The following is a 20,539-nucleotide window of genomic DNA, read 5'->3' as shown; positions in this document are numbered from 1 at the left end:
GCCAACTCTCGCTGCGTCTGTGCCCGGATAGACTCGGTGTTCGGTGAAGTTCTGGCCGTGGCCGGTGAGGCAGGGCGTAAGACGAGGGGTGACGGTGACAGGGATGATCGTGTTCGGCTTCGCGCTGGCTGGCGTGCTCGTGGCCATGGCGTGCGTCCCCGCGGCCCGCGTACGCGCCGCACGGCACGCGCTGAACCCATCGGCCTCCGCCCTACGCGACGGCGCCTTAACGATCGCGCGCGTTGCCCTCTTCACCGTGGCCGGCGTCAGCGTGTTCACCACCGTCCAGCTGATGAACGCCTCGGATCGCGTCGGGTGGAATGATGCCGAGCTCACGAGCGCGGTGGGTCAGGCGGCGACTGCTCTGGACGGCAGTTCACGGTTCGGCGACATCTTCGGCGACGACAGCGGCTTCAACGACGAGTACGCCTCGATGATCGAGGACGAGGTCGTCGAACACGGCGGCGGGGACGCTCCGCAGAGCGGCGTGGATGCCGCCCCGGCAACCGCCAACGAGGCAACAGACGCCCGCTTCACGGTCACCGCCTCCGGCGCGGGCGCTTCCATGTGCGTGCACCTTGAGCGCAAGCGGTCGAAGGACGGCGACTACGAGCCCCCGGGCGTGGCCGGCGGAACGGGCACGGTGACCGTTCCCAGCTATGAGTTCTCGGTGTCCAGCAGCTCGGGAGAGTGCTGAGCCGGACTGGGTATCGTTCCTGGGCTGGTTGGTTGGCTGGTTCAGGGTGTGGCTGAAGAAGGAGGCTGGGCCGGGTGGGGCGAGAAGTTCTGCGTTGGAGTGAATACCGCACCGTGCCGTGGAAGAACGGCGGTGGTGTGACCCGGGAGGTCGCGTCGGGCACCGTACAGGTGCCTTCGCCCCTCGGGGGGCCCGCTGCCCTCAGGGGGCCCGCGGACGGCTTCGACTGGCGGGTGAGCGTCGCCGACGTAGAAACGGCGGGTCCCTTCTCGGCCTTCCCCGAGACCGACCGAGTGATCACCGTGGTCGAGGGCGAAGGCATGGTGTTGGCCGTGGACGGCACCGCGCAGCCGGTCGGGCCGCTGACCCCTTTCGCCTTCCCCGGCGACGCGTCCACGGACTGCCGGCTGAAGGCGGGCCCGGTGCGCAACATGAACGTGATGACCCGCAGAGGCCGGGCTACGGCACACGTGCGGATCATCACCGTCGGCACCTCGCAAGGGGCGGAACTCACGTACGCCGAGGACGAGACGCTCCTCGTCATGGCCGCCACCGAGGGAATCACCGTCGGCTCATCTGACGGGCCGGAGACCGCGCTCGGCCGTCTCGACTGCGTACGCGGCGAAGGCCCGGGGTCGCTGACTCTGCGGGGCGACGGCACAGTGGCCGAGATCAGGATCACCGCGGCGCAGTGAGGGCGTACAGGCGTACACCCGGGGGCCGACGCCAGGCCGATCCGGTTCCGTGCGGAAGAAGGCCGCCCGGCAGGACATGCCCGCCCGGCGCCGCCGTCAGCCCGCGCTCTTCGCCGTCAGCGAGTTCAGCAGTGCGGCGCCGCGTTCGGCGTCATCCACGCTCACAGCGAAGTCCTTGCCGTGAGCCCGTATGACGAGGCACTCGCCGCTGCGCAGCATGACCGTGGTTCCCAGGCCGCTCAGCCGGTACCCCCATCCACCGACCTGCGCCGGGGCGCGGTACTCGGAGCGAGCCGACTCGATGTCCCCCGTCGCCCAGCGCCGGGTTGGCAGCCCGAGCGGTCCGAAGGACACTTCGAGCCCCTTGTCGCTGACCCGCGCCTGCACCGAGGCGCAGCCCAGGACCGCGAGGGAGACGAGGGCGAGCGGCACGATCAACGACCAGTGCGGTTCCGTCAGCCCGGCCGTGGCGGCCACGACAGCCGCCACGGCCGGGAACCCGGTCACGGCGGACACCAAGTGCAGCCACCGGTTGGACGCGCGTGAGAACCACACGATGCGCTGGCCGTCGGGGATGTCCATTCCTGGCCCGGAGGGCATCGGTCCCCGCGTGTCAGTACCTCGCCGAGTCATCAGCCAGGCGGCCAGCCCGACCGTGACGGCAGCGACGAGGGCCGCCACGATCCAGCCGGACGCCATGTCGGCCTCACGCCAGTGCTCGCGGTCCACGTTGGCCCGCACAACAGACGCCTGCGCGCCGACGAGGAAGACGCCGCCGGGGAGCAGAGTGACGCCCGCCCACCCCTGAACCGCTGCTCCCGCCCGGCCACCCGACCGCCACCAGCCCACCGCCGCGACTGCCACCAGCACCGACCAGATCAGAGCCGGGAAGAGCGCCGCCGCCCACAGCGGCATGGAGCCGTCGGGCGCGCCACCGCCGCTCCAGTGGGTGGCCAACCGCTCCGGCAGCCGTCCGCTCGCGGCGACGGGGGCGCCCACCAGGAGCAGCAGTACTCCGGCCGACCAGCCCACAACACCCCAAGTCCCGGCAGTCACACTCACCTTGGGTTCATTCACGAGGTCCCCCTGATCATCTCTATGAGTTCGGTCCTGCTGTAGCCCATGTGCGCGGCGTCGGTGACGAGGTCGTGCACGCGGTTCAGCAGCACGGCACGCTGATCCGCCGCTCCACCGGCCACCGTCACGCCTCGGCCCCGCCGGAACTCCAGTACGCCTTCGTCGCGCAGGGTTCGGAGGCCCCGCAGCACCGTGTTGGCGTTCACCCCGAGCACCTGCGAAAGCTCCCGCGCCGGAGGCAACTTGTCGCCCACGGCGATCTCCCCCTCGGCGATGGCGCGCCGGATGGACCCAGCCACTTGTTCATGCAGGGGACGCGTGTCCGCGACGTTCAGTCTCAGCAACATGATGCTAATGACGCTAGCACCATTCTCACCTCAGAGGAAAGCGCCTGGCGTCAACGTGCTTGTCTGGGTCACGCTCCGCGACGGATGCGTTCACGGAACCGGTGAAGGTCATTCAGCAGTTGTGGGACCGCATGCAGGCTCGGGACTGGGTCGGCCTCTGTGCGTCACCGCGTGGCGTCCTTCTGGACGGTCCGGGACGGGAAGGTCGTTCGTTCAGGGCCGGGAGTACTGGACGGAGCTGGGGTCGGGCCCCTCGCCGGATTGGCGGGCCGCATCCGTGCAGCGCATGTGATCAGGCATCGCTGAACACGTGGGGGAAACAGGTGAGTGAAACAGATGAGTGACCGCCGGAGTCGGCCATCAGCAGGCTCCGGCGGCGGTATCCCCGTCAGAACGCGTCCGCGGCGGGGATGGGCTTGGGCAACAACTGCCTCTCGTCGGCGGCCTCGACGAGTTCGTTGACGGGCCTGGTCCGTCAGGGTCCATGAAGGGCAAGCGTCGCCGGCGGCAAGCGGGCCGCGAGGGGTCAGCGCACCGGGAAGCCGAAGGAGTAGCCCTGCTCCTTGAGTCGGGGCAGGAGTCGGCGCAGGGCCTCGACGGTCTGGGTGCGGTCGCCGCCCGCGTCGTGGAAGAGGAGCGTCGGCCCGTTCGGCAGCTCCCGCTCGACGGTCGCGACGATGGCGTCCGTGCCGGGAAGCTCGAAGTCCTTGGTGTCCACGTTCCAGCCCAGCGGACGCATTCCCCGGGAAGCGGCGAGCTTGCGGCTGTACGGGGTGAAGGCCCCGCCGGGCGCACGGTAGTACACCGGCCGTACGCCCCCGGACGCCTTGGTGATCATGCGCTCGGCGTCGAGTATCTCCTGCGACTGGTAGGCCTTGGGCTGCTTGTCCATGGCGGTGTTGTGGGAAACCGCGTGGTCGCACAGCCGGTGCCCGGCGGCGACCACCTTCTTCACGATGTCGGGGTGGGCCTGCGCCTGCTTGCCGACCATGCAGAACGTGGCCTTCACCCCGTACTCGCTCAGCAAGTCGAGTATCACAGGGGTCCACTTGGGGTCGGGACCGTCGTCGATGGTGAGGTTGATGCCTCGCTTGCCCTTCTCCGACGCGTGCGCGATGGACGCCGCGACCGGCTTGACGTCACTGCCCGGCGCGGTCGCCTTCGGGGGCGCGTCGTCCGTGGCACCGGCCTGCGCGGTCCATACCGAGGCGCCGGTGGCGAGGATCGTCACCCCGAGCGCAGCCCCGACCATCTTGCCGTACCAGCCTCGCCCGCCGCTGTGCCGTGCCATGTCCGCCCCTTTTCACGCTGTCCTCGCCCACAACCGGTCGCCTTGCGACCACCTGAGAGGACGAGACGCGCAGGCCAAGGGATGCCTCTGTTACTGATCACGGACAATTTCGAAGTGGATCACGGACAACTCGCCGCGCGAAGCGGGCGGACGAGTCATCCGATCAGCGCCTCCCCGCTACCGCCTCCGCTCCCGAGGTTCGGCCGGAATGCCGCCTGTTCGCGGGTTGGTGACGCCGATAGGCTCTGCGACCCTCGTGCTGTGGGGGTCTCATGAACGGTCTCCGTGCGGTTGTTGTCTGTCTTGTGATCGCTTGTACCGCGGTCTTGTCACCCGCCGCTGTTGCCACGTCAGGCGGCGCGAGTGCGACGCCGAGCGTGAGCGTGACGTCGGACATGAGCGCCACCTCTGCCGTGGCCACGAAGCCCAGTTGGTCGGCGCTGCCCGTGCCGGCGGCGGCAGCCTCGCCGGTGACCGTGTCCGATCTCGCCGCCCGCGGTTCGGGGGAAGCTTGGGCCACCGGGTACGAGCACTCCGCCGATGGACTGCGGCCGATGCTGTACCGGTGGGACGGCTCGGCATGGAGCCGGGACACGACCTTCCCCGGCTCCGGTGAGCTCGGCCGGCTCGGCACGGTGCAGTTCGTCGGCGAGGAGGTGTGGATCCTCCAGGACCGCGAAGGGGCGGGAGAGATCCTGCGCAGGTCGGCGGGCGGGTGGAGCACCGTCCCGCTGCCGCGGACCCTGCGGACCTACCAGGACTTCGCCGCGGTACCGGGTGCCGCCTGGGTGGTCGGTGAGGACGACACCGGGCTGAAGGTGCTGCGCTACGACGGTTCCGGCTGGACGGCGCAGCCCACCCCTGACGGTGTGCACTTCCTGATGGGGATCACCGCGCGCACCGCCGACGAGGCCTGGGCCTGGGCGGACACCATCACCGGAACCACCATCCTGCGCTGGGACGGAACCGCGTGGCGGGACGCCAAGGTGCCGCTGCCGTCGAACAGCAACGTGCACACGATCCTTCTCGAACCGTCCGGCCGGGTCACGATCAGCGGCAGCCGGCACACCGACGGCGTCTCCCGTACCTACCTGATGACCTGGACCGGGCACGCCTGGCGCACCACCCACCCACCGCTGGATGACACCCACACCGAGGCCATGGTGCGCGGCCCGGACGGTGCTCTGTGGCTGCCCGTGCGCAGCGACCGCGCCTTCCAGTCGAAGTACGCGCGGGTGGACGGTTCCCGCACCACCTTCTCGTACGGCCCGACGCGCACGAACGCGATCGACGTCAAACCGCGTGCCCTGGCGAGGGCCGGGTCCGCACTGCTGTCCTTCGGGACCGTTGAGATCTACGGCTCGAAACCGAATCTGATGAGCGAGCGGCTGGGAGGCTGACCATGGCACGCCGACTTCTCGTCGCGGCCCTCGCCGTCGCCATGACCGTGGTGACCGCCATGGCATCGGCGGCGGCGGACACCACGCCCTGGCGACACGTTCCGGTCCCGGCACAGGTACGCCCCCAGGCCGGGCTGAACGAAGCCGTGGCGTTCGGACCCAGCCAGGCGTGGGCGGTGGGCGCCGACGCCGTCGGTCGCGAGGCACCGGGCTTCCCGCTGATGCTGCGCTGGGACGGAACCGCCTGGCAGCGCCAGAAGTTGCCAGGGGTCGGCTGGCAGGGAGAGCTCCTGTCCATCGCCGCGACCTCGCCCGAAGCCGCCTGGGCGGTCGGCAGGGACTCGGCGGGCGGCGCCCATCTGCTCCGCTTCGACGGCACTGCCTGGCGCGAGAGCCGCTCGCCGGGCGGTGTCGCGCTGACCAAGGCCGTCGCCGGCGGCGGTGAGACCTGGCTGATCGGTTCCCGTGACGGCGCTCAGGCTCTGCTGCGCTGGAACGGGCGCGGCTGGAGGGACGTGCCGGTGCCGCCGGGCTTCGTGTACGGCCTGCACATCCTGGCCGGTGACGACGTCTGGGCCGCCGGTATCACCGGCGCGGGCGCGGCGGTGTCGCACTTCGACGGGAAGGCGTGGCAGCAGTCGATCGTGCACGGATTCCCCCGGGCGGGTGTGGGCACTGTGCTCGCGGTGTCACCGACGGAGGTGTGGGCGGGTGGTACGTCCGGGTTCATCGGCGGCCCGGCGGGCAAGCCGGTCCCGCCTCTGCTGGTCCGTTTCGACGGACAGACGTGGAGCCGGGTGGCCGTGCCCACCGACTTCGGCGCGATCAACTCACTGGCGCCCGACACCTCGGGCAAGCTGGGGTGGGTTTCGGTGGCCCGCTCGCAGAAGTGGGGGCCGCCCGGCAGCACTCCCCCGCTCGTCCCCGGCCCTGACTTCCTCGCCTGGAACGGACAGTCGTTCACCGAGTACAGCGAACCGGCGGTGGCCGGGGAGGGCGAATCAGCGGTGCTGGAGCCGGCACCGGTGCCGGGCACGGAAAAGGTGTGGGCGGTCGGCCGAGCGAGCGGGCCGGAGGGCACTTTCGCTCCGCGCATCCTGCGGTACGGCTGAGAGGGACGCGGGGAGGCGAGAGGGACGCGGGCGGCGGCAGGAGCGCGGGCGGCGAGAAGGGCGCCGGCGGCGATGAGTCTCGGCGTGGTCGCCAGTCAGTATTTTCAGCACGCCCACGCGATCTGCCGCACTCACGGAGGCCACCATGACCGCTCCCTACACATTCGACGTCTTTTCCAGCCTCGACGGCTTCGGTGCCGCCAGTGGCGACTGGACCGGCTACTGGGGCAAGCAGGGCCCCGAGCTCCTCGACCACCGTCTCGCCCTGTACCGCGAGGAGCAGCGGATGGTGTTCGGTGCCAACACGTATCGGTTGTTCGCGCAGATGCTGGCCTCCAGTACCGAGGAGTCCGAGGTGCGTGACCCCTGGGTCACCCGGATGAGGAGCCTGCCGGCAACGGTGGTGTCGACCACGCTGGAAGACCCCCTCGACTGGCCGGATGCGAAGGTCGTGAGCGGTGATGCCGTCGACGTCGTCGCCCGCCTCAAGGCGGAGTCCGAGGTACCGCTGCGCTCGCACGGCAGTCTGTCGATGAACCGGGCGCTGATGGCCGCCGGCCTGGTCGACCGCGTGCAGGTGACGCTCTTCCCCGTGATCACCGGCCGGACGGGGCTGGACCCGATCTTTCAGGGCGCGGCCGACTTCGACCTCGACCTGATCGAGCACCGTACGCTCGACGGCCACATCCAGGAACTCATCTACCGGCCCGCCTTGCACGGGTGAGTCCACCGTGTCCCACCTGGCGGGGGAGGCCGGCATCGCGGCGATCACCACCGACGCCTCCACCACGACGGCACCTGGCCCCACGGGGACAGCGGTCGCCCTGAGCGCCGTTCGTCGCGTGGCCATGTAGGCCCATGCAGGGCCATGCGGTGGCTTCCGGCGCGCTGCCACGCCAAGGCGCCCGTAGCGTTGCTGTCATGTGCTGGAGCGCGACGGCCGACCTCGTCGCGGGCGCGGGCATCGGAGCCGTGGGGATCGCCTCGGTGGCCTTGGCGGCCCGCCGCCCCCGTGACCTGCCGCTGGCCGCGCTGCCTCTCCTTCTCGGGGCCCACCAGATCATCGAGGCCGTGGTCTGGCACAACGACGGCGGCGCCGGGCCCGCCACCCTCGCCTGGGCCGTCATCGCGCTTCCGCTGCTGGCGCTGTGGGTACCGGCGGCCGTGCTGTGCGCCGCGCCCCCGAGCGCCCGCCGCCGCCTGCTCCTCCCGCTGGCGGCGGGCGCTGCCACGGCTGCGGTGCTCGCCCACGCGCTCGTGACCCGTACCGTGACGGCCGAGATCCGTGGACACACCGTCGGGTACTCGCTGGGGCTGCCGCAGCCGGAGCTGACGATCCTCGGCTACCTCCTCGCCACCATCGGCTCCCTGCTCCTGTCCGGCGACCGCGGCCTGGTCCTGTTCGGTGTCCTGGTCGCCGTCGGGGCGGCGGTGTCCTTCGCGCTGTGGCGGCAGGAGTACATCTCTACGTGGTGCGCGTTCGCCGCAGTCTGCTCCGTGGTCCTGACACTGTGGGCCGGAAGACGTCGTACGCAGACTTCGCGGCCCTGAGGCATGAGGAACGTGGACCGTGCGGGGCGGTTCACCTGTGCTCGGCGGGCGCCTGCCCGCCGATGCTGATCAGCCCCGTCTCGTAGGCGGCGATGACGGCCTGGACGCGGTCGCGCAGCCGGAGCTTGGCGAGGATGCGGGAGACGTGGGTTTTGACGGTCGTCTCGGCCAGGTGCAGACGCTCGGCCACCTCGGCGTTGCTCAGCCCGCGGGCCACCAGGCCGAGGACTTCGAGTTCGCGCGGGGTCAGCGAGGCGAGGTCGCGGTGGACGGCGGTGGTGTGGTCGTCCTGCCGCGTGAAGCGCTCCACCAGGCGGCGGGTGACGGCCGGTGCGAGCAGGGCGTCGCCGGAGCGGACCGCGCGGACGGCGGAGATCAGTTGCTCCGGGGTGACGTCCTTGAGGAGAAACCCGCTGGCCCCGGCCGACAGTGCCGCGTAGACGTACTGGTCGAGGTCGAAGGTGGTCAGGATGATGACTCGCGGGCCGTCCGCACCACCAATGTCCGCCCCACCAGTATCCGCACCACCAGTGCCTGCGTTGTCGCCGGTGCCTGAACGGCCCGTCAAAATGCGGCGCGTCGCCTCCAGACCGTCCATCTCCGGCATCCGGACGTCCATCAGGACCACGTCGGGCCGGGTCCGGCGCACCGCGGCGACGGCTTCGGCGCCGTTGACGGCCTCGGCGACCACCTCGATGCCGTCCGAGCGAAGGATCATGCGGAAGCCGGTACGGACCAGGGTCTGGTCGTCGGCGAGTACCACGCGCAGCGGCGGCTTGGTCACGGTGTCTCCAGGGGGATGAGTGCCTCGACACGGTAGCCGCCGGTGAGACGGCGGCCGGTGTGCAGGGTTCCGTCGTAGACGGCGAGGCGTTCGCGCAGGCCGAGCAGTCCACGGCCGTTCCCGGTGGCCGCGCCGGGGCCGGGAGGGCCGCCGGTGTCGGAGACCTCCACGCGGAGCCGGTCGGGGGCGTACTCGACGCAGACGGTGGCCTGGGCTCCTGAGGCGTGTTTGACGGTGTTGGTCAGTGCTTCCTGCACGACGCGGTAGGCGGTGAGACCGATGCCGGACGGCATGGGACGAGTTGTTCCGCTGACCTTGAGGTCGACCGGCAGGCCGGTGTCCCGGACCCGGCCTATGAGGGTGTCCAACTGGTCGAGCCCCGGCTGCGGGGTCAGGTTCTCGGCGTGGGTCGTGTCCTGGTTTCCGCCGTCCATGGTGAGCAGGCCCATGACGTGGCGCAGCTCGGTCATGGCGGCCCGGCCGCTCGCCTCGACGGCCAGCAGCGCCTCGTCGGCCTCGTCGGGGACGGCTCGCATGACCCTGCGGGCGGCACCGGCCTGGATGACCATGACGCTGACGTTGTGGGTGACGACGTCGTGCAGTTCGCGGGCGATTCTGGCGCGTTCCTCGGAGACGGCGCGATGCAGCGCCTCGGCTTGCTCGCGTTCGACCGCGGCCAGCCGGGTGCGGCCCTCGTCCGTGCGCACCCGCCAGGTGCGCAGGCCGTTGGCGGCCATCGCCAGCGGTCCGAGGATCCACAGCGCCACGTACTCGTTAGGGACGATGCCCGGTTCGTACGGGTAGACGCGGTTGGTCGAGGTGCCCGAGGCGAAGACCAGGAGGACGGCCGTCGGCACGGCCGTCAGGGCGGGGATCCGGTAGGGGCTGTAGGCCGCGGCGCTGTAGACGGCGACGACGAGCGGATAGAACGTCAGCCGCTGAACGTCGTGCGGGGTCAGCAGCGCCGCGCCGGTCACGACGCACAGCACGGCGAGCGGGTAGCGGCGGCGCAGGACCAGGGCGCCCGAGGTGGTGAGCGCGAGGGCGCTCAGGGCGATGCGCGCGTCCGTTCCCGAGGGGTGGACCGCCTTGCCCACGCCGGGCAGGACCTCGCGTATCTGGCTGTCCGCGACGTCGATGGCGTAGTACACGGTGGCGATGGCGAAGGCCGCCGCCACCAGCAGGTCGAAGTGCCGGCCGCGCCGGGTGAGGCGGGGTGCGGGACCGGTCGGGCGCAGCATGCGCCGGGCTGCCTCCCCCAGCCGGCCCTTGAGTACCGCCTTCCCCAGCCGGTCCTTCAGTGCCATCTCGTTCGTCACCGGCACATTCTCACCGCCGCGTCGTCCGTGTGGCATCCGTCTCGGTGATCAGTTCCGCGACGCCTCGTACTTCAGCCGCCTACTTCTCAGGGATGACCCCGGCGCGCCGTCGTTCCGCCGGATGACCACAAAGGGCTCGGGCGAAGGACGTGGCCGGGGCCGGAGCCCGCCTAGCGTCCAGGGCGCCGGATGTCTGGACCCAAGGAGCTTTCATGACCGAGCCGTTGATCGACCTGCGTGACGTGAGCCGCAGATATGACGACGGGCCGCCCGCGCTGCGCGACGCGTCGCTGACCGTGTGGCCCGGCGAGGCGGTCGCGGTCCTGGGACCGTCCGGCAGCGGGAAGTCCACGCTGCTGAATCTGATCGCGGGCCTGGACCGGCCGGACTCCGGGACCGTCACCGTGGCCGGTGTACGGGTCGACCGGCTGGCCGAGGCCGCGGCGGCCCGCTACCGGCGGTCCCGGATCGGGATGGTCTTCCAGTTCTTCAACCTGCTGGACGACCTGACCGTCGCGGACAACGTCGCGCTTCCCGCGCTGCTGGCCGGTGCGCCCCGCGGCGAAGCCCATCGCCGGGCGGCGGAACTCCTCGAAGCCCTGGGCGTCGACCGGCACGCACGCGCCTACCCGGGACGACTGTCCGGAGGTGAACGTCAACGCGTCGCGGTGGCACGGGCGTTGATGAACCGTCCGCCGCTGGTCCTGGCCGACGAGCCCACCGGTGCGCTGGACACGGCCGCGGGTGACGACGTCAGCCGCCTGTTCAGGGACCTCAACGCCGAGGGTCAGACCCTGGTCGTGGTCACTCACGATCTCGCGCTGGCCCGCTCCTGCACCGACCGTACGGTGCGGATCGTCGACGGCAGGATCGCCGACGGCAAGATCGCTGAGGACATCAGCGCGGGGGTGGCGCGTTGAGCGCGCTGGGCCGGGTGGTGCGCTCAGGGGTGGGGCGGCGCCGTGTGCAGACACTCGTGATCGGTCTGACCGCGATGATGGCGGTCGCGGCGTCCGTCCTGGGAGGCTCGCTGCTGGTGGTCTCCGGGGCGCCGTTCGACGACGCCTTCGCCCGGCAGCACGGCGCGCACCTGTCCGTCGAGTACGACGCCGCCCGCACCACCGCCGAGCGGGCGAAAGCGACCGGGCGCGTCGACGGGGTGACCGCGGCGGCGGGCCCGTTCCGCGCGGTGTCGGTCACCCCGCACATCAAGAAGGCCGGGGACGCCTGGCCGATGACCGTCGTCGGCCGTGGCGATCCCCACGGAGGGGTCGACGACCTCGCGCTGACCGCCGGGCGCTGGGCCACGCGCCCCGGCGAGGTCGTGCTCAACGCGGACGCCTCGCTGTTCCCCACCCTCGGTCTCGAACTCACCTTCCCCGACCTGCCCGGCGCCCCCGCCCTGAAGGTGGTCGGCGCGGCCCGCTCGGTCACCCGGAGCGCCGACGCCTGGGTGACCCCGGCCCAGATCACCGGACTCACCACACCCGAACGCCCCGGCGGCCACCAGATGCTCTACCGCCTCACCTCCGCCGACACCACAGCCCAGGTCTCCGCGGGCCGCAAGGCCGTGACAGCGGGGAGCAAAGCGGTGACGGGCACGCAGTCCTGGCTCACCGTCAGGGCGTCCGCCGAGCGTGACACCGCGCTGTACGTGCCCTTCCTCCTGGCCTTCGGCATCCTGGGCCTGGTCATGTCGGTGCTCATCGTGGGCAACGTGGTCGCCGGCACGGTGGGAGCGGGGCTGCGCCGGATCGGCGTCCTCAAGGCCATCGGCTTCACCCCGGCGCAGGTCGTGCGGGCCTACGTGGGCCAGGCGCTGATCCCGGCGGCGGCCGGCACGGCACTCGGCCTCCTCGCGGGTCACCTGCTCGCCGTGCCGGTGATGGCCGAGACCGCCGATGTCTACGGCACCACCTCCCTCGCCGTCGCCCCCTGGGTCGACGCGGCCGTGGCCGCCGGTGTGCTCGGACTGGTCGCGCTGACCGCGTGGGCCAGCGCCTGGCGGGCCGGCCGGCTGCGCACCGTCGACGCGATCGCCGTGGGGCGCCCTTCGGGGACGGACCGCGGCCGGTGGGCGGCGCGCCTGGCCGGGCGGTTGCCGCTGTCGCGGCCGTTCGCCCTGGGACTGACCCGTCCCTTCGCACGCCCGGCCCGGGCGCTGGGCATGGGGACGGCGGTGCTGTTCGGTGCCGCCGCCGTCACCTTCACCGTGGGTATGGGGGCATCGCTCAACGAGGTGACGAAGGCCAAGGCGCATGACGCCGCGGACGTCACTGTCGCCGCGCCTCTGCCGGAGCCCGGCCGCCACGGTCCGTTCGCCGCCCATCGGCCTGAGCCCGACGGGTCCGCGGTCGCCGCCGTGATCCGGGCCCAGCCCGCGACCCGCGCCTCCTACAGCACCGCGTCGGCCCGGGCCACCGTGCCCGGCGTGGCCGGTACCACCTCGGTGGTCGCCTTCACCGGCGACGCTTCCTGGGGCGGTTACACCATGGTCTCCGGCCGCTGGATCGCCGAGCCCGGAGAGGGCGTGGTCCCCACCGGCTTCCTCGCCGCCACCGGGAAACGTCTCGGGGACGACGTCACCCTGGCAGGCATGGGCAAGACGGTCACGGTACGGATCGTGGGCGAGGTTCTCGACCCCCGCTACGACGGCATGCAGGTGTTCACCGACGCGGCGACGCTCGCGCCCGCGCACCCGGACCTGACGGACACCACATGGCACATCGCGGCGAAGTCCGGTACTGACGTGGCCAGTTACACCGACGCCCTGAACAAAGGCATGGAACCGCTGGGTGTCACTGCCCGGGCCGGCGGGGCCGACGGCGGCAGCGACATGGTCGCCACCCTCAACACCCTGTCCGCGCTGCTGACGCTGATGCTCGTCGCCGTCGCGGCGCTGGGTGTGCTCAACGCGGTCCTGCTCGACACCCGCGAGCGCGTACGGGAACTCGGCGTCCACAAGGCCCTGGGCATGACCCCCCGGCAGGTGATCGCGATGGTGGTCACCTCCGTCGTTGCGACCGGGCTGGCCGGCGGGGCCTTGGGCGTTCCGCTCGGCGTCACCCTGCACGGCTGGGTCATGCCCGCCATGGGGCACAGCGCCGGCCTGGACTTCCCCGACTCCGTACTCGCCGTCTACGAGGCCCCCGAACTGGCCTCGCTGGTCCTGGCCGGCCTGGTCATCGCCGTCCTGGGCGCGCTGCTGCCCGCGAGCTGGACCGCCAGGGTACGGACCGCCACTGCTCTGCGGACCGAATAGGGCCTCTACATCAATGTCATCGTCGCTAGGCCCGGGGGCCGCTGTGCAGGACGGCGAACAGGCCCCGGGTCCGGGTGTCGTCCTGCATGCGCCAGGGACCTGCGATGTGGCCGGTCGCTCCCTGCGGAGGGAGAACAGGGCCGTCCTGGGTGGGCCGCAGGGCCCGGTGCAAGCGGAGGACCGCGCCGTGCGGGGCAGTCAGCGCGGTGCCCTCCTGGTCGTCGGTGGCAATGGTGGTGGTGAAGGCCTCGGAGATCGGGCCTTCACCGGTGTAGGAGCAGGTGACCTCCCGGTCGGGAGTGTCACTGGCGTTCTGGTCCTGGGCCTGGACCCGGCCTTCGACCAGGGCGAGCAACTGGGCGACCAGCACCGGATCGTGGCAACCGTCGTAGGCCCAGCGCCGCCCCAGCACCCCGTGCTCCATGGTGCCGACCAGGGCGTGCTCCGCGCCGTCCAGCGGGGCACCGCGATAGGTGAGCGGCACCAGGTAGGCGGTCGGTTGAGGGCCGGAGGTGTCGGTGACCACGATGAACTCGATGCCCACCTCACCCTGCGGGTCGTCCAGCCGGAAGCCGCCGGACTTGGCCAACTCCGGTTGCCCCGCGCCGCCGCGGTACCACGGGCGGGAGGGGAGCCAGGAGGTGAGCAGTTCCAGCTTGGTCGGTCGGAGAACGGTGTGGTGGATGACGGCCATGCCGAAGGATCTCCTCCGTTGAGCGAAAGCGGACCCTCATACTTTCCCACCCGCCCCGGCTGGCCCCAGGCTGGGCCCCGGGCCGAACAGCGTGCCGGTCAGGGTTCGATGAGGCCGGCCCGGATGGCGTAGCGGGTCAGTTCCAGGCGGTCGCGCAGGCCGAGCTTGTGCAGGAGGTTGGCGCGGTGGCGGTGCACGGTCTTGATGCTGATGAAGAGCATTTCGGCGATGTCCTTGGAGGAGTGCCCCTCGGCGACGAGTTTGAGAACCTCCTCCTCGCGCGGGGTGAGGAGCTGGTCGGGGTTCTCCTCGCCGTGCCGGACCCGCTCCAGGTAGCTGCGGATCAGAGCGGTGACCGCGCCGGGGTAGAGGAACGGCTCGTTGCGCATCGCGGCGCGGCAGGCGGCGACCAGGTCTCGGTCGGCGACCGACTTCAGCACGTATCCGCAGGCGCCGGCCTTGAGCGCCTGGAACAAGTACTGCTCGTTGTCGTGCATGGTCAGCATCAGGATGCGCAGACCGGGCTTGAGCGCGGCCAGTTCGCGTGTGGCCTGGAGGCCGGTCAGGCGCGGCATGGCGATGTCCATGACGGCCAGATCGATGTCATGGCTGCGGGCCGCCTCGATGGCCTCGGCACCGTCCCCCGCCTCGGCGACGACTTGGAGGTCCGGCTCCCGGTCGAGAATCAGACGGACCCCACGGCGTACGAGGGCGTGGTCATCGGTGAGCAGAATACGGATCGGCCGCGTGACGTCGGCGGAGGACGCCGACGCCACGCTGGGTCCAGTGGGTTCAGGGGGTTCATGGGGCTGTGCCGGGTCAATCATGGGCAGGGCTTCCTGAGAGGCGGGGCGGTACTTCCCGGAAGCGGCGTGACACTTCCGGGCATCTCGGTGGTGCGGCCCGGGATCGAAGGCGTGCCGCCCAAGACCGCGGACGTGCCTCCCGGGACCGGCGTCGTGAGGCGGACACGGGTGCCGGAGCCCGGCTCGGACGTGAGGTCCAACGTGGCGTCGGCCAGCAGCGCGCGTTCCCGCATGCCGCGGATGCCGGCGCCCTCGCACGCGGCCTCGATGCCGCGGCCGTCGTCGGCGATCTCCAGCTCCACCGCGGCCCCCACGCGGCGCAGGCTCACCTCGACGCGGCTCGCGTCGGCGTGCCGGGCGGCGTTCGTCAGGCTCTCCTGCGCCACCCGGTAGAGCACGAGCTCGGTCTCCGGGGCGAGGGCGGGCGGGTCCGCGTCGAAGCGGCGCACCACGCGGAGCCCCGTATGGGTGGCGAAGTCCTGGGTGAGCGAGGTCAGCGCGCTGATCAGCCCGAGGTCGTCCAGGACGCCGGGGCGCAGACGGCGTACCAGGCGGCGGACTTCGTCCAGGCTGTCCCGGGTGATCTCCTGCGCCTGGTGCAGTTCCTCGCGCAGCGGCTCGTGCGCGTCGTCCGCGGCCCGCTTGAGGACCAGCAGGATGGCGGTCATGCTCTGCCCGACCTCGTCGTGCAGTTCCTGGGCTATGCGGCGCCGTTCGGCCTCCTGGGCGAGCAGCGCCCGCGCGCTGGAGGTGGCCCGCTCGTGCTCCAGCCGGTCGAGCATGGAGTTGAACGTGCGGATCAGCTCGGTCACCTCGGCGCCACCACCGGCCCCGGGCACGGGCAGCCGCTGCCCGGGGCGCAGCAGATCCACGGTGGTCATCAGCTTCGTCAGCCGGCCCAGCGGCGCCAGGCCCCAGCGCAGCAGGGCGGCGTTGGCGACCAGCATGACGGCGAGGCCGCCCACCAGGATGAACGCCTCGGTCAGCAGCACCGGTACGGAGACGGTCACCGGTGCCCACAGCAGCAGCGCCGTCGCGGCGCCGAGGACCAGGGCGTTGAGCCCGAAGATCCGCCCGAACAGCGACACCGGTTCAGCTCCTCCGTGTATGGGGTGTGACCCCCGTGACCCCTGTGATCTTGTTCCGCCGCGCCGACCGCGCCCTTTGATTCGTAACTCTTCATGCCCATCCTGCCTTGCAGCATGGGCATGGCCCAGGGCACGTGGCCACCATATCCGAGGCGTTCGAAGTCCGTGGTGGGTCACGTATGGGTATCGCGACCCCCCGTGAATGGGGCCTGCGCCCGATGGGATTCCGCCGCGCCGACGAGCAGAGTCGAAGGTGACCAGGCCGCCCGGAACGGCCGGCGCCCACGGCTGTCCGCCGACCGTGCGCCCCGTTCGGGCGGCCATTGCTGCGCCCAGCGGGCCCAGCGGGCTCATGGACCCCATGGACCCCACGAACCCGCTGGGCCTCGTCGGAAGGATTCCTGCCGTGACTCTCGACACCTCCCACACCGGCCCCCGTCCCGGACGGCTGACCGCCCACGACGCGCGCCAGCGACTCGAACACGCCCGCAACAGCCGCGTGGCCCAGTTGCAGGCACTCGGCGAGACCGGCCAGAGCGCCGAGGACCACCTGATGTCCGCGCAGACGGAAGCGATCAGCCGGGTCCTCAAAGAGATCGACGAGGCGTTCGCCCGCATCGAGGACGGCTCCTACGGCACCTGCCTGGGCTGCTCCAAGCCCGTCCCCGCCGAGCGCCTGGAGATCCTGCCGTACACCCGGTACTGCGTCACCTGCCAGCGCCGCGCCGCCGCCTGACACGCCTGCACGCCTGGCACGCCTGCACGCCTGGCACGCCTGCACGTCCGGCGCGTCTGGCACGCCCGACGGCCAATCGTCCGCCTTCGTTTCCCGCCCTGCATGAGGGGTGAAGTGGTGAACCATCAGACCATCGGCGACCGAGCCGAACACCTGCCGCCCGCACGCCCGCTGCCCGCACACCTGCCACACCTGCCACACCTGTCGTCCGAAGACCTCGCCGCACTGCGGGAGAACCTTCACGAGCAACTGCTCTTCCGCCGGGAACAGCTGCGGAAGATCGACGCGGGCCCCCGTGCCGACGACCACCGGTGCTCCGTGGCGCGGGCCGAGGTGCAGGACAAGCTCGCCGCCTCCGCGCGCATGGTCCTCGCCGACGTCGAAGCGGCGCTGCGGCGCATCGACGAGGGCGGCTACGGCATCTGCCACCTGTGTCGGCGCCCCGTGGAGCGCGAACGCCTGATGATCGTGCCGCAGGCCCGCTACTGCGGACGGTGCCAGCACGTACGGGAGGCGCGGCGATGAGTGCCGTCCGCCGGACCCGGCCCGCCTTCCTGGCCAGGCACCGGCCCTGGCCGCTGTGCCGGCAGTGCTGCGGCCTCGCCCTCGACATGGGCAGCGCCCGCACCCGCGCCTGGATCGACGGCCGCAAGGCGATCCTCGACGTGCCCACGATCACCTTCCCCGGAGCCGGCGCGGCGTACCCGATCCAGCGCGGCGCGATCGTGGACGTACCTGGGACGGCCCGGATGCTCGACCGGCTGCTCCGCCACCGCCTGCCCCGCCTCAGCCGCCCCCTGGTGGTCGTCACCACGCCCGTCCTCGACGGTCCCCTCTTCCGCGAGCGCGCCCGCGCCGCCGTGCAGGTGCTGCGCCCGCGCGCGGTGATCACCGTGCCCGCCGCACGCGCGATCGCGCTGGCGGCGGAGGCCGACCTCGACCGGCCGCTGCTCGTGGTGGACATCGGCGCCCACCTCACCGAGGTCGTCCTGCTGGTCGACGGCACCGTCTTCGACGCCCGCCGCACCGCTCTGGGCACCACTGACCTGACCGGCGCCCACGCCTCGGCGGAGATCGGCGAAGCCGTCACCACCATGATCACGTCGATGCTCCGCCAGGACCGCACGGCGGTCACCGCCGACGCGCTGAGCCGGGGCGCCCTGCTGGCCGGCGGCGGCGCCCTGCGCCCCGATCTCGCCCGTCGGCTCATCACCGGTCTCCAGGCGCCCCTGCGGGCCGTCGCCGCGCCGCACACCGCCGCCATCCGCGGCGCCGCCAAGATCCTGCGGGCCGCGCACGCGCACCCCTCGGCCCGCACCACGGCCCCGCCCGGCTCCGGCCCGCTGTTCCTCTGAGCCCGTCCCCACTGCCACGGGCCGGTGCCGCTCCACCGGCCCGTGGCCCCCGTACGAAGTCCTTCGCCCCCCCTGCCTCCCCCCCCCGCCACCGGAAGGAGAACCACCGTGTCCGGCGTCACGCCCTCCGGGCAACCGCCCCCCGCTCCCGGACAGCACGAGCCGGTGCACCCCCAGTCGCTGTGGCGCTGGCGGCACAATCCGCTGCGCCGGCGCACCGACCGCATCCAGGGGTGGACCGCCCTGGCGCTGCTGCTGCTCGTGCCCGTGGTGGGGCTGGTCGCCGCGTTCCTCGTCGGGGACGCCGCCTCCGGGCACTACCGCGCGCTCGCCCAGCAGCAGGCGCAGACCCGGCACCTCCTCACCGCCACCCTCACCCACGACGCCCCGCGCCATCCGGAACCCGGCTCCGACGAGGCGAGGAAGGCCCGCTACCCGGTCACCGTCCGCTATACCGCCCCGGACGGGCGGACCCGTACCGCGGAGACCGACGTCCTGCCCGGTCTGAGCCGGGGCAGCACCGTCGATGTCTGGGCCGACACCCATGGAGCGATGACCGGAGCGCCCATGTCCGCCGACGAGATCCGCAGCCGTGCCATGGGCTGGGCGGTCCTCGCCTTCCTGGCCGTCGCTCTCGCCGGAGCCGCCGCCTATGGCGCCGCCTCGCTGGGTCTGCTCCGGTACAACCTGGCCGACTGGGAAGCACGATGGGCACGGACCGCACCGCGCTGGACCACCTCACGCTGACCAGCAGGGCCGTCTCCGCCGAGGATCGCCGCGCGGAGCCCGGTCTCGCATAGTGGTCGTACGTGGACCCCACCGCCGGTCGGTGTGTTTACATGCGCGTCATACTTGAGTGTCCCGCGCACGGCAACGGCGCCGAGCGTCCCGACCGGGCTGCTACCGGCGTGAGCCGCGCCATGTACCGGATCGCCGGTGCCAGCCGTGCCAGAAAGGCCTCGTTTTTTGACCACGCGATCCGATTCGAAGACCACGCTCACGCGGCTGCTCGCGGAGATCGAACACCGCAATCCGGCCCAGCCTGAGTTCCTCCAGGCCGTGCACGAGGTCCTGGAGACGTTGGAGCCGGTCGTCGCGGCCCGCCCCGAGTACGCCGAACCCGGCCTGATCGAGCGGCTGTGCGAGCCCGAGCGGCAGGTCCTCTTCCGGGTGCCGTGGCAGGACGACCGGGGGCGCGTCCACGTCAACCGCGGTTTCCGGGTGGAGTTCAACAGCGCGCTCGGCCCGTACAAGGGCGGCCTGCGCTTCCACCCGTCGGTGAACCTCGGCGTCATCAAGTTCCTGGGCTTCGAGCAGATCTTCAAGAACGCGCTGACCGGCCTCGGCATCGGCGGCGGCAAGGGCGGCAGCGACTTCGAGCCGCACGGCCGCAGCGACGCGGAGGTCATGCGCTTCTGCCAGTCGTTCATGACGGAGCTGTACCGGCACATCGGCGAGCACACGGACGTCCCCGCGGGTGACATCGGCGTCGGCGGCCGCGAGATCGGCTACCTCTTCGGCCAGTACCGGCGCATCACCAACCGCTGGGAGGCCGGCGTCCTCACCGGCAAGGGCCAGGGCTGGGGCGGCTCCCTGATCCGTCCGGAGGCCACCGGATACGGCAACGTCCTCTTCGCGGCGGCGATGCTGCGCGAGCGCGGCGAGGACCTGGAAGGCCGCACGGCGGTCGTCTCCGGCTCCGGCAACGTCGCCATCTACACCATCGAGAAGCTCGCCGCCCTCGGCGCCAACGCCGTGACGTGCTCGGACTCGTCCGGTTACGTGGTCGACGAGAAGGGCATCGACCTCGACCTCCTCAAGCAGGTCAAGGAGGTCGAGCGCGGGCGGGTGGACACGTACGCCGAACGCCGGGGCGCCTCGGCCCGCTTCGTGCCGGGCGGGCGGGTCTGGGAGGTTCCGGCCGACATCGCGCTGCCGTCGGCCACGCAGAACGAGCTGGACGCCACCGGTGCCGCCGCGCTGATACGCAACGGTGTGAAGGCGGTGTCCGAGGGCGCCAACATGCCGTCGACGCCCGAGGCGGTGCGCCTGTTCCAGCAGGCGGGTGTCGCGTTCGGGCCCGGCAAGGCGGCCAACGCGGGCGGCGTCGCGGTCAGCGCCCTGGAGATGGCCCAGAACCACGCCCGTACGTCGTGGCCCGCGGCCCGGGTCGAGGAGGAACTGACGCAGATCATGAACGACATCCACACCACCTGCCACGAGACCGCCGAGCGCCACGGCTCCCCCGGCGACTACGTGACGGGCGCGAACATCGCGGGCTTCGAGCGGGTGGCGGACGCGATGCTCGCCCAGGGCGTCATCTGA

General features: G+C 71.7%; 22 protein-coding genes. 14 read left to right on the top strand and 8 right to left on the bottom strand.

What is annotated here, in order from left to right; translation table 11 throughout:
• Window positions 1-103: 103 nt before the first annotated feature.
• Window positions 104-697 (top strand): hypothetical protein, encoded by a 594-nt coding sequence (locus ACZ6JY_RS12015; RefSeq protein ID WP_469194854.1) that lies wholly within the window; start codon window positions 104-106, stop codon window positions 695-697.
• 74 nt (window positions 698-771) lie between these two features.
• Entirely contained in the window at window positions 772-1,392 is a 621-nt protein-coding gene (locus ACZ6JY_RS12010) for a HutD/Ves family protein (protein WP_469194852.1), read from the top strand.
• Window positions 1,393-1,488: 96 nt separating this feature from the next.
• On the opposite strand, the gene ACZ6JY_RS12005 is transcribed toward ACZ6JY_RS12010, so the two are convergent.
• The 3 genes from ACZ6JY_RS12005 to ACZ6JY_RS11995 all read right to left on the bottom strand — a co-directional run bounded on the left by ACZ6JY_RS12005 (window position 1,489) and on the right by ACZ6JY_RS11995 (window position 4,107).
• On the bottom strand, window positions 1,489-2,448 hold the full coding sequence (locus ACZ6JY_RS12005) for a DUF1648 domain-containing protein (RefSeq protein WP_469194850.1): 960 nt from the start codon (window positions 2,446-2,448) through the stop codon (window positions 1,489-1,491).
• Window positions 2,449-2,465: 17 nt separating this feature from the next.
• The gene (locus ACZ6JY_RS12000) at window positions 2,466-2,816 is read right to left on the bottom strand and encodes a GntR family transcriptional regulator (protein ID WP_469194848.1); all 351 of its coding nucleotides are present in this window, start codon (window positions 2,814-2,816) and stop codon (window positions 2,466-2,468) included.
• A 526-nt stretch (window positions 2,817-3,342) separates the two neighbouring features.
• Window positions 3,343-4,107 (bottom strand): polysaccharide deacetylase family protein, encoded by a 765-nt coding sequence (locus tag ACZ6JY_RS11995; protein ID WP_469194846.1) that lies wholly within the window; start codon window positions 4,105-4,107, stop codon window positions 3,343-3,345.
• A 272-nt stretch (window positions 4,108-4,379) separates the two neighbouring features.
• Between ACZ6JY_RS11995 and ACZ6JY_RS11990 the strand changes: the two genes are divergently transcribed.
• The 5 genes from ACZ6JY_RS11990 to ACZ6JY_RS11970 all read left to right on the top strand — a co-directional run bounded on the left by ACZ6JY_RS11990 (window position 4,380) and on the right by ACZ6JY_RS11970 (window position 8,170).
• On the top strand, window positions 4,380-5,507 hold the full coding sequence (locus ACZ6JY_RS11990; RefSeq protein WP_469194844.1) for a beta propeller repeat protein: 1,128 nt from the start codon (window positions 4,380-4,382) through the stop codon (window positions 5,505-5,507).
• A 2-nt stretch (window positions 5,508-5,509) separates the two neighbouring features.
• Window positions 5,510-6,619, top strand: a complete 1,110-nt coding sequence (locus ACZ6JY_RS11985; RefSeq protein ID WP_469194842.1) for a hypothetical protein — start codon at window positions 5,510-5,512, stop codon at window positions 6,617-6,619.
• 145 nt (window positions 6,620-6,764) lie between these two features.
• Complete coding sequence (locus tag ACZ6JY_RS11980) at window positions 6,765-7,343, top strand: dihydrofolate reductase family protein (protein WP_469194840.1); 579 nt, start codon at window positions 6,765-6,767, stop codon at window positions 7,341-7,343.
• Between the two features lie 7 nt (window positions 7,344-7,350).
• Window positions 7,351-7,473, top strand: coding sequence for a hypothetical protein (locus tag ACZ6JY_RS11975; protein ID WP_469194837.1), 123 nt, complete (start codon window positions 7,351-7,353; stop codon window positions 7,471-7,473).
• A 67-nt stretch (window positions 7,474-7,540) separates the two neighbouring features.
• A complete protein-coding gene (locus ACZ6JY_RS11970) occupies window positions 7,541-8,170 on the top strand; it encodes a DUF6629 family protein (protein ID WP_469194835.1) in 630 nt (209 codons plus the stop codon).
• Between the two features lie 31 nt (window positions 8,171-8,201).
• Here the strand turns inward: ACZ6JY_RS11970 and ACZ6JY_RS11965 are convergent, their stop codons facing one another.
• Window positions 8,202-8,954, bottom strand: a complete 753-nt coding sequence (locus ACZ6JY_RS11965; protein ID WP_469194833.1) for a response regulator — start codon at window positions 8,952-8,954, stop codon at window positions 8,202-8,204.
• Window positions 8,951-10,261, bottom strand: coding sequence for a sensor histidine kinase (locus tag ACZ6JY_RS11960; RefSeq protein ID WP_469195051.1), 1,311 nt, complete (start codon window positions 10,259-10,261; stop codon window positions 8,951-8,953). Before ACZ6JY_RS11960 ends, ACZ6JY_RS11965 begins: the two co-directional genes overlap by 4 nt.
• Window positions 10,262-10,485: 224 nt before the next feature.
• Between ACZ6JY_RS11960 and ACZ6JY_RS11955 the strand changes: the two genes are divergently transcribed.
• Together ACZ6JY_RS11955 and ACZ6JY_RS11950 are read left to right on the top strand one after the other, a co-directional pair.
• Complete coding sequence (locus ACZ6JY_RS11955) at window positions 10,486-11,193, top strand: ABC transporter ATP-binding protein (protein WP_469194831.1); 708 nt, start codon at window positions 10,486-10,488, stop codon at window positions 11,191-11,193.
• A gap of 44 nt (window positions 11,194-11,237) precedes the next feature.
• Window positions 11,238-13,535 (top strand): ABC transporter permease, encoded by a 2,298-nt coding sequence (locus tag ACZ6JY_RS11950; protein WP_469194829.1) that lies wholly within the window; start codon window positions 11,238-11,240, stop codon window positions 13,533-13,535.
• 25 nt (window positions 13,536-13,560) lie between these two features.
• Here the strand turns inward: ACZ6JY_RS11950 and ACZ6JY_RS11945 are convergent, their stop codons facing one another.
• From ACZ6JY_RS11945 to ACZ6JY_RS11935, 3 genes are all read right to left on the bottom strand, one after another.
• Window positions 13,561-14,229, bottom strand: a complete 669-nt coding sequence (locus ACZ6JY_RS11945) for a maltokinase N-terminal cap-like domain-containing protein (RefSeq protein ID WP_469194827.1) — start codon at window positions 14,227-14,229, stop codon at window positions 13,561-13,563.
• A 98-nt stretch (window positions 14,230-14,327) separates the two neighbouring features.
• Window positions 14,328-15,056 carry a response regulator gene (locus tag ACZ6JY_RS11940; RefSeq protein ID WP_469194825.1) on the bottom strand — a complete coding sequence of 243 codons (729 nt, stop codon included), beginning with the start codon at window positions 15,054-15,056 and terminating at the stop codon, window positions 14,328-14,330.
• The gene (locus ACZ6JY_RS11935) at window positions 15,053-16,123 is read right to left on the bottom strand and encodes a HAMP domain-containing sensor histidine kinase (RefSeq protein WP_469194824.1); all 1,071 of its coding nucleotides are present in this window, start codon (window positions 16,121-16,123) and stop codon (window positions 15,053-15,055) included. Before ACZ6JY_RS11935 ends, ACZ6JY_RS11940 begins: the two co-directional genes overlap by 4 nt.
• A gap of 406 nt (window positions 16,124-16,529) precedes the next feature.
• On the opposite strand from ACZ6JY_RS11935, the gene ACZ6JY_RS11930 reads away from it, so the two are divergent.
• From ACZ6JY_RS11930 to gdhA, 5 genes are all read left to right on the top strand, one after another.
• Window positions 16,530-16,859 carry a TraR/DksA family transcriptional regulator gene (locus ACZ6JY_RS11930; protein WP_469194821.1) on the top strand — a complete coding sequence of 110 codons (330 nt, stop codon included), beginning with the start codon at window positions 16,530-16,532 and terminating at the stop codon, window positions 16,857-16,859.
• A 114-nt stretch (window positions 16,860-16,973) separates the two neighbouring features.
• Window positions 16,974-17,384 carry a TraR/DksA family transcriptional regulator gene (locus tag ACZ6JY_RS11925; RefSeq protein WP_469194819.1) on the top strand — a complete coding sequence of 137 codons (411 nt, stop codon included), beginning with the start codon at window positions 16,974-16,976 and terminating at the stop codon, window positions 17,382-17,384.
• Window positions 17,381-18,214 (top strand): rod shape-determining protein, encoded by an 834-nt coding sequence (locus ACZ6JY_RS11920; RefSeq protein ID WP_469194817.1) that lies wholly within the window; start codon window positions 17,381-17,383, stop codon window positions 18,212-18,214. The genes ACZ6JY_RS11925 and ACZ6JY_RS11920 overlap by 4 nt, the downstream gene beginning before the upstream one ends.
• Window positions 18,215-18,322: 108 nt before the next feature.
• Window positions 18,323-18,961, top strand: coding sequence for an Rv1733c family protein (locus ACZ6JY_RS11915; RefSeq protein WP_469194815.1), 639 nt, complete (start codon window positions 18,323-18,325; stop codon window positions 18,959-18,961).
• Window positions 18,962-19,180: 219 nt separating this feature from the next.
• Window positions 19,181-20,539, top strand: coding sequence for an NADP-specific glutamate dehydrogenase (gene gdhA / locus ACZ6JY_RS11910; RefSeq protein ID WP_469194813.1), 1,359 nt, complete (start codon window positions 19,181-19,183; stop codon window positions 20,537-20,539).

This window comes from Streptomyces sp. NPDC046335, assembly GCF_055587985.1.
Note: the sequence above shows the minus strand (reverse complement) of the source record. Positions and strands in the feature narration are given on the sequence as shown.

Bases quoted from the DNA above. Each gene is read 5' to 3' on its own strand.
- ACZ6JY_RS12015 (WP_469194854.1), top strand. From the start codon at position 104: ATGATCGTGTTCGGCTTCGCGCTGGCTGGCGTGCTCGTGGCCATGGCG.
- ACZ6JY_RS12000 (WP_469194848.1), bottom strand. From the start codon at position 2,816: ATGTTGCTGAGACTGAACGTCGCGGACACGCGTCCCCTGCATGAACAA.
- ACZ6JY_RS11995 (WP_469194846.1), bottom strand. From the start codon at position 4,107: ATGGCACGGCACAGCGGCGGGCGAGGCTGGTACGGCAAGATGGTCGGG.
- ACZ6JY_RS11990 (WP_469194844.1), top strand. From the start codon at position 4,380: ATGAACGGTCTCCGTGCGGTTGTTGTCTGTCTTGTGATCGCTTGTACC.
- ACZ6JY_RS11985 (WP_469194842.1), top strand. From the start codon at position 5,510: ATGGCACGCCGACTTCTCGTCGCGGCCCTCGCCGTCGCCATGACCGTG.
- ACZ6JY_RS11980 (WP_469194840.1), top strand. From the start codon at position 6,765: ATGACCGCTCCCTACACATTCGACGTCTTTTCCAGCCTCGACGGCTTC.
- ACZ6JY_RS11970 (WP_469194835.1), top strand. From the start codon at position 7,541: ATGTGCTGGAGCGCGACGGCCGACCTCGTCGCGGGCGCGGGCATCGGA.
- ACZ6JY_RS11960 (WP_469195051.1), bottom strand. From the start codon at position 10,261: ATGGCACTGAAGGACCGGCTGGGGAAGGCGGTACTCAAGGGCCGGCTG.
- ACZ6JY_RS11955 (WP_469194831.1), top strand. From the start codon at position 10,486: ATGACCGAGCCGTTGATCGACCTGCGTGACGTGAGCCGCAGATATGAC.
- ACZ6JY_RS11945 (WP_469194827.1), bottom strand. From the start codon at position 14,229: ATGGCCGTCATCCACCACACCGTTCTCCGACCGACCAAGCTGGAACTG.
- ACZ6JY_RS11940 (WP_469194825.1), bottom strand. From the start codon at position 15,056: ATGATTGACCCGGCACAGCCCCATGAACCCCCTGAACCCACTGGACCC.
- ACZ6JY_RS11920 (WP_469194817.1), top strand. From the start codon at position 17,381: ATGAGTGCCGTCCGCCGGACCCGGCCCGCCTTCCTGGCCAGGCACCGG.